The sequence below is a fragment of the Microbispora sp. GKU 823 genome (assembly GCF_002027145.1).
Taxonomy (GTDB): Bacteria; Actinomycetota; Actinomycetes; order Streptosporangiales; family Streptosporangiaceae; genus Microbispora; species Microbispora siamensis.
The window spans coordinates 22,651-28,860 of record NZ_MWJN01000114.1 but is presented as its reverse complement, the minus strand read 5'-3'; the positions used below and the strand labels follow the sequence as shown (position 1 = coordinate 28,860).

Annotated in this window: 5 protein-coding genes and 2 pseudogenes; all 7 read right to left on the bottom strand. The window is 72.5% G+C overall.

Translation table 11 applies throughout. The features are described 5' to 3' along the window. Nucleotides 1-1,334 (bottom strand): annotated as a pseudogene (locus B1L11_RS55520) (primosome assembly protein PriA); the annotation flags it as partial. A gap of 233 nt (nt 1,335-1,567) precedes the next feature. Continuing rightward, a pseudogene (gene metK / locus B1L11_RS37655) lies at nt 1,568-2,754 on the bottom strand (methionine adenosyltransferase). Between the two features lie 187 nt (nt 2,755-2,941). Beyond that, on the bottom strand, nt 2,942-3,310 hold the full coding sequence (locus B1L11_RS37650; protein WP_079320031.1) for a hypothetical protein: 369 nt from the start codon (nt 3,308-3,310) through the stop codon (nt 2,942-2,944). 69 nt (nt 3,311-3,379) lie between these two features. Beyond that, on the bottom strand, nt 3,380-4,696 hold the full coding sequence (gene coaBC, locus B1L11_RS37645; protein WP_079320030.1) for a bifunctional phosphopantothenoylcysteine decarboxylase/phosphopantothenate--cysteine ligase CoaBC: 1,317 nt from the start codon (nt 4,694-4,696) through the stop codon (nt 3,380-3,382). 14 nt (nt 4,697-4,710) lie between these two features. Continuing rightward, on the bottom strand, nt 4,711-4,974 hold the full coding sequence (gene rpoZ, locus B1L11_RS37640) for a DNA-directed RNA polymerase subunit omega (protein ID WP_030508986.1): 264 nt from the start codon (nt 4,972-4,974) through the stop codon (nt 4,711-4,713). Between the two features lie 13 nt (nt 4,975-4,987). Continuing rightward, a complete protein-coding gene (gene gmk, locus B1L11_RS37635) occupies nt 4,988-5,548 on the bottom strand; it encodes a guanylate kinase (RefSeq protein WP_079320029.1) in 561 nt (186 codons plus the stop codon). Between the two features lie 122 nt (nt 5,549-5,670). Beyond that, nucleotides 5,671-5,994 (bottom strand): integration host factor, actinobacterial type, encoded by a 324-nt coding sequence (mihF, locus tag B1L11_RS37630; RefSeq protein WP_030450375.1) that lies wholly within the window; start codon nt 5,992-5,994, stop codon nt 5,671-5,673. Nucleotides 5,995-6,210 lie beyond the last annotated feature (216 nt).

Genomic DNA, 6,210 nt, shown 5'->3' with positions numbered 1-6,210 from the left:
GCCGAGGCGCCCCTGCCGCCGGGGCCGGGCGCACCGGCGAGCCCGGAGCAGCGGGCGGGGGCGCGGCAGTGACGGCACGCAAGCGCGGGCAGGTAGCCCCTGCGCGGCACCTGGACGAGCACAGGACCGTGCTCCAGCCCCTCCCGCAGCGCCCGCCACGCGAGGCTGGGCAGGGCGGGCCGCCCTGGCCGCCTGGTCGCGGGCCAGCTCCGCGTCGTCGCCCGCCGGGCGCACCCGGGGCGCGCGGGCCCTGACCGCCGCTCGATCGGGGACGAGCGGGGCCGCCCAGCCCGTCTCGACGAGCGCCGTGGCCTCGGCGGTGCGCGCGTAGCCGCCGACGAGCAGGCCCGCCCCGGCCTGGTGCGCGCGCAGGCCCAGGACCTCCCGCGTGTGCGGGTAGGGCGCGTGGCGCTCGGCGTGCAGGTCGTCACCGTCGTCCCAAATGACCGCCAGCCCCAGGCGGGCCACCGGCGCGTACGCCGCGGGGCGGTTGCCCACCACGATCCCGATCTCGCCGCGCAACGCCTTGAGCCAGCGCCGGTAGCGCTCCGCGGGCCCGAGGTCCGCCGTGATCGCCACGTGCGGCGTCTCCCCCAGGGCCGCGGTCACCAGCGCCACGTCCTTGCCGTCGGGCACCACCACGACGACGCCCCGGCCGCCGTCCAGCGTCGCCCCGCGCGGGCGGCCGCGATGGGCGTGCGGCCACGACGGCCCGCCCGCGTCCGTGCCGGGCAGGGCCGTCCACACGGCGCGCGGCGCCCTGTCCTCGGCCAGCGCCTCCAGGAAGGAGGCGCCCGCCGGGTAGGCCCTCCAGGCGTCGCCGTCGGCGCCCGTGCCGGTGCCGGTGCCGGGGGGAAGCCGCCCGGCGCGCGGGGGGTTCTCGCCTCGGCCTCGACCCGGGCGTGCCGCGGCGGAACGGCCAGGCGCAGGACGTCCGACATGGTCCCGGCGTACCGGTCGGCCACGGCGCGGGCCAGCCGCGCGATGTCGGGGGTGAGGACGGGCTCCGGGGAGATCACCCGTTCCAGGAAGGAGAGCCGGCCCTCGTGCTCGCTCTCGGAGAGCCGTTCGAGCAGGTAGCCGTCGGCGAGCTGGCCGGCGAAGCGGACGCGCACCCGGCAGCCGGGCACCGCCTCGGCGTCCATCGTGGTGGGGACGAGATAGTCGAAGGGCCGGTCGAGGTGCGGCAGCGGCGTGTCCACCACGACCCTCGCGACGGGAAGGTCCGGCGCCGCCTCGCGCGCGCCCTTGGACGCGCCCGTCCGCGCCCGCCCCGGGGCCGTGCCCCCACGCGCCCGCTCAGCCGTCCCCCGCGCCCGCTCGGTGCCCCCCACTCGCCCGCTCGGTGGCCTGCCGCGTGGCGGCCGGGGGGCGCCGGGGATGAGCGCCTCCTGGGGATGCGGGGCGCGGGTCGGCTCGGTCACGCCTCCGTCCTACCAGACCCGGCGAGCCGTAATCACACGTACGCCCGCCGCCTGTGGACGTCCGGGCACGCGCGGGCGGCGCCCGCCGTCAGGGGCGGGCGCGCCGTGGGCGACGGTGGTCGCCGGTGCTCCTCAGGCGCGGGTCACAGACCCGCGGCCTCGCGCAGGGCGTCGGCCCGGTCCGTGGACTCCCAGGAGAAGCCCTCGCGGCCGAAGTGGCCGTAGGCGGCGGTCTCGGAGTAGATCGGGCGCAGCAGGTCGAGGTCGCGGATGATCGCGGCAGGACGCAGGTCGAAGACCTGGAGCACCGCCTCCTGGATCACGTCGACCGGCACCTTCTCGGTGCCGAACGTCTCGACGAACAGACCGACCGGCTGAGCCTTGCCGATGGCGTAGGCGACCTGGACCTCGCAGCGCTCGGCCAGACCGGCCGCGACGACGTTCTTGGCGACCCAGCGCATGGCGTAGGCGGCCGAGCGGTCGACCTTGGACGGGTCCTTGCCGGAGAAGGCGCCGCCGCCGTGGCGGGCCATGCCGCCGTAGGTGTCGATGATGATCTTCCGGCCGGTGAGCCCGGCGTCGCCCATGGGGCCGCCGATCTCGAAGCGGCGGTCGGGTTGACCAGCAGGCGGTAGCCCTCGGTCTCGATCTCCAGGTCGGCCAGCACCGGCTCGACCACGTGCTCGCGGATATCGGGCGTCAGCATCTCCCGCAGGTCGATCTCCGGAGCGTGCTGCGTGGAGACGACGACGGTGTCGAGGCGGACCGGCCGGTCACCGTCGTACTCGATGGTGACCTGGGTCTTGCCGTCCGGGCGCAGGTACGGAACCGTGCCGTTCTTCCGCACCTCGGACAGGCGCCGGGCCATCCGGTGCGCGAGCTGGATCGGCAGCGGCATCAGCTCGGGGGTCTCACGGCAGGCGTAGCCGAACATCAGGCCCTGGTCGCCCGCGCCCTGGCGGTCGAAGTCGTCGGAGCCCTCGCCCTCGCGGTGCTCGTAGGCGTCGTCCACGCCCTGTGCGATGTCCGGCGACTGCGCTCCGATGGACACCGACACGCCGCAGGAGGCGCCGTCGAAGCCCTTGTGGGAGGCGTCGTAGCCGATCTCGAGGATCTTCTCGCGGATCAGGGCGGGGATGTCGACGTAGGTCTCCGTCGTCACCTCACCGGCGACGTGGACCTGGCCAGTAGTGATCAGCGTCTCGACGGCGACCCGGCTCTTGGGGTCGTCCTTGAGCATGGCGTCGAGAATCGCGTCACTGATCTGGTCGGCGATCTTGTCCGGGTGGCCCTCGGTGACCGACTCGGAGGTGAACAGGCGACGGGACAACTCAGGGCTCCTCATGCAGCGGCTGCTGACGTCCATGAGTGACCGGCGGTAGAGCCGAGCCCTACCGCGGCCACTCGATGCTCACGCGAGTCTAGCCCTAGGCGCTGCGGAGCCGCGAAGCCATCCGGGTTCGGGTCGTCCGCTATGCGGCCCGCGGAAACGGCCCGCCACGTCCGCGGACGGCGGGTCAGAGGTCGGGCAGGGGGTCTCTGGGCAGGTCACCGGGCGAGAACGCCTCCGCGTCCGCCGCCGCCACCACGGCGGCGTACTCGTCGTCGACCTCCAGGGTCATGCCGCCGATTTCGATGCGGGGGCCCGACCCGAACTCGACCGGCCCGAGGCGGGTGCGGCGGGGGTAGCGGGCCCACACTCCCGACGGCTCGTCCCTGCTGAACATCTTGGTGGACAGCAGGGTGATCGACCGGTCCGTCACCACGACAAGGAAACCGATCGTGGCGGGAGGCGGCAGGGCCACCGCGGGAAACACGTAGCGGATGTCCTCGCCGGGACCGAGCATCGCCCGGCAGCGCTCCCTGATCGTGGCGGACACCGGCATGGCGATCGCTCCCTCGACGCACGACCTGTGGGGGGCGGGGCGGGCGCCCGCGCCGGCACCACGCGAAGGTCAGGCGAGACGCTGCGCCACCAAATCCCACACTACGTCGGCGAGATCCTCTTTGGGACCCCTCGGAATCTCCACGGATCCGCCCTCCGCCGTGAGGACGACGGCCGCGTTGTCCGGCGTGCCGAACGCCAGGTTCTCCCCTACCTGGTTCACCACGAGCAGGTCGCAGCCCTTGCGCTCGAGCTTGGCCCTGCCGTTGGCCAGGACATCGTCGGTCTCCGCCGCGAATCCCACGATGACCCGGGGACGCGGCCCGCCCGCTCCGGCCTCCCTCGCGGCGTCCGAGCCGTTCCCGGCGTCGCGCCCGCGACCCGCCGGCGCGTCGTGTGCCGGCGCGTCGTGTGCCGGCGCGTCCCCCGCGGCGTACGCCTCCCGCCTGGCCCGGCGGGTCTCCCCCAGCTCGGCCAGGATGTCTGGATTTTTCACCAGATGGATTGGATCGGGCTCGGCGGACGACTTCTTGATCTTCGTGTCGCTCTGCCGTACGGGCCGGAAGTCCGCGACCGCGGCGGCCATCACCACCGCGTCGGCGTGCTCGGCCGCCGCCAGGACCGCGTCGCGCAACTGCCGCGCCGACTCCACCCGCACGACCTTCGCGCCCGCGGGATCGGGCAGCGTCACGTTCGCGGCCACGAGCGTGACCTCCGCGCCCCGGGCGACGGCCGTACGGGCCAGGGCGTATCCCTGCAGCCCGGAGGACCGGTTGCCGATGAAGCGCACGGGGTCGATCGCCTCGCGGGTGCCGCCCGCGGAGACGACGACGTGCCGGCCGGCCAGGTCATCGCGCCGGCCCGCCAGCACGCGGCGGCACACCTCGAAGATCTCGGCGGGGTCGGGCAGTCGCCCTGGACCGGTGTCGGCGCCGGTGAGCCTGCCGACGGCGGGCTCGATCACGATCGCGCCACGCTCGCGCAGTGTCGCCACGTTCGCCCGCGTGGCCGGGTGCTCCCACATCTCCGTGTGCATCGCGGGCGCGAACACCACCGGGCAGCGCGCCGTGAGCAGGGTGTTGGTGAGCAGGTCGTTGGCCATGCCGTGCGCGGCCCGCGCCAGCACGTCCGCCGTCGCGGGGGCGACGACCACCAGATCGGCGGACTGCCCGATGCGCACGTGCGGCACCTCGTGCACCGACTCCCACACCTCGGTGGTCACCGGATTGCCCGACAGCGCCGCCCAGGTCGGCTCGCCCACGAACCGCAGCGCGTCCCGGGTCGGCACGACGCGCACGTCGTGGCCCGACTCGGTGAACAGGCGGAGCAGCTCGCAGGACTTGTAGACCGCGATGCCGGCGCTCACGCCCAGCACGACAGACGTCATCGACGGTGGTGCGCTCAGCCCTCGATGGGCTCGGAGGTGAGCAGGCCCTCGGAGACCTCGCGCAGGGCGATGGACAGCGGCTTCTCCTGGGCGTGGGTCTCCACGAGGGGCCCCACGTACTCCAGCAGGCCCTCGCCGAGCTGAGAGTAGTAGGCGTTGATCTGGCGCGCCCGCTTCGCACCCATGATCACAAGGCTGTACTTGCTGTCGACGATGTCGAGAAGCGCGTCGATCGACGGGTTGGTGATGCCTTCCGCGTAGGCGGAGCTGCTTGCCACGTCAGTGATTCCCCTAGCTAGGTGAGTTTCCCATCAAGGTTATCAGCCGGTGGCACACGTCCTTGACGGACGTGTTGACGATCGTGAGGTCGAACTCCTTCTCCGCCGCCAGCTCGATCCGGCCCATCTCCAGACGGCGGGCGATCACGTCGGGAGGTTCGGTGCCGCGGCCGCGCAGCCGCCGCTCCAGCTCCTCCCAGCTCGGCGGGGCCAGGAACACCAGCAAGGCATCGGGCATCGTCGTACGCACCTGCCTGGCGCCCTGCAGGTCGATCTCCAGCAGAGTGGGGACGCCCGCCGCCAGCTTCTCCAGCACCGGCCGCCTGGGCGTGCCGTACCGGTTGCCGGCGAACTCGGCCCACTCCAGAAGCTCGCCGGAGGCGACGAGCTCGTCGAACTCGTCGTTGCCGGCGAAGAAGTACTCCACGCCGTGCTGCTCCCCCGGACGGGGCTTCCTGGTTGTCACCGAGACCGACAGCCACACCTCTGGGTGGGACCGCCGGAGCTCGGCGACGACCGTGGACTTCCCCACACCCGACGGACCGGACAGGACCGTCAGGCGTGGGCGAGGCATGGAGTCACCGCCGCGTGTCCTGAACCCGCTGGTCGCGACTGCCTCTTGGGCCCGATCTCCAGCGGACCGGGACGTGTCGGTCACTCCGTACCCCCGTGAAACTCGCTCGTACGCCGCCGAGATCAGCTCTCGGCGCCGCCGAACTCGCGCTCAAGGGAGGCGCGCTGGTTGGCGCCGAGACCCCGCACACGGCGGGATTCGGCGATACCAAGGCGCTCCATGAGCTGCTTGGCGCGGACCTTGCCGACGCCAGGGAGCGACTCCAGCAGAGCCGAGACCTTCATCTTGCCGATGACGTCGTCGGTCTGCCCATCCTTCAGCACCTCAGCCAGAGAAACCGCGCCGTGCTTGAGCCGGTTCTTGACCTCGGCACGCTCCTTGCGTGCCTTGGCAGCCTTCTCAAGAGCTGCGGCGCGCTGCTCGGGGGTCAGGGGAGGAAGAGCCACGCCGGGTCACCTCGAATTTCTTGTCGATGTACTCGGACGGGAGGGGAAACTAGCTGGTCTTGGCCGTAACGGCAACGTCAAGGGCGGTTTCTCGGACTACAAAATTGATTTTACTACTTTTGGTATTGGAAAAGTCACTCTTCGTAGATCAAAACCGCCTCAGCAGGCCCGGAGCGGGATGACGCATGGTGACGGCGCCCGAGCCCGCCCGGAGCC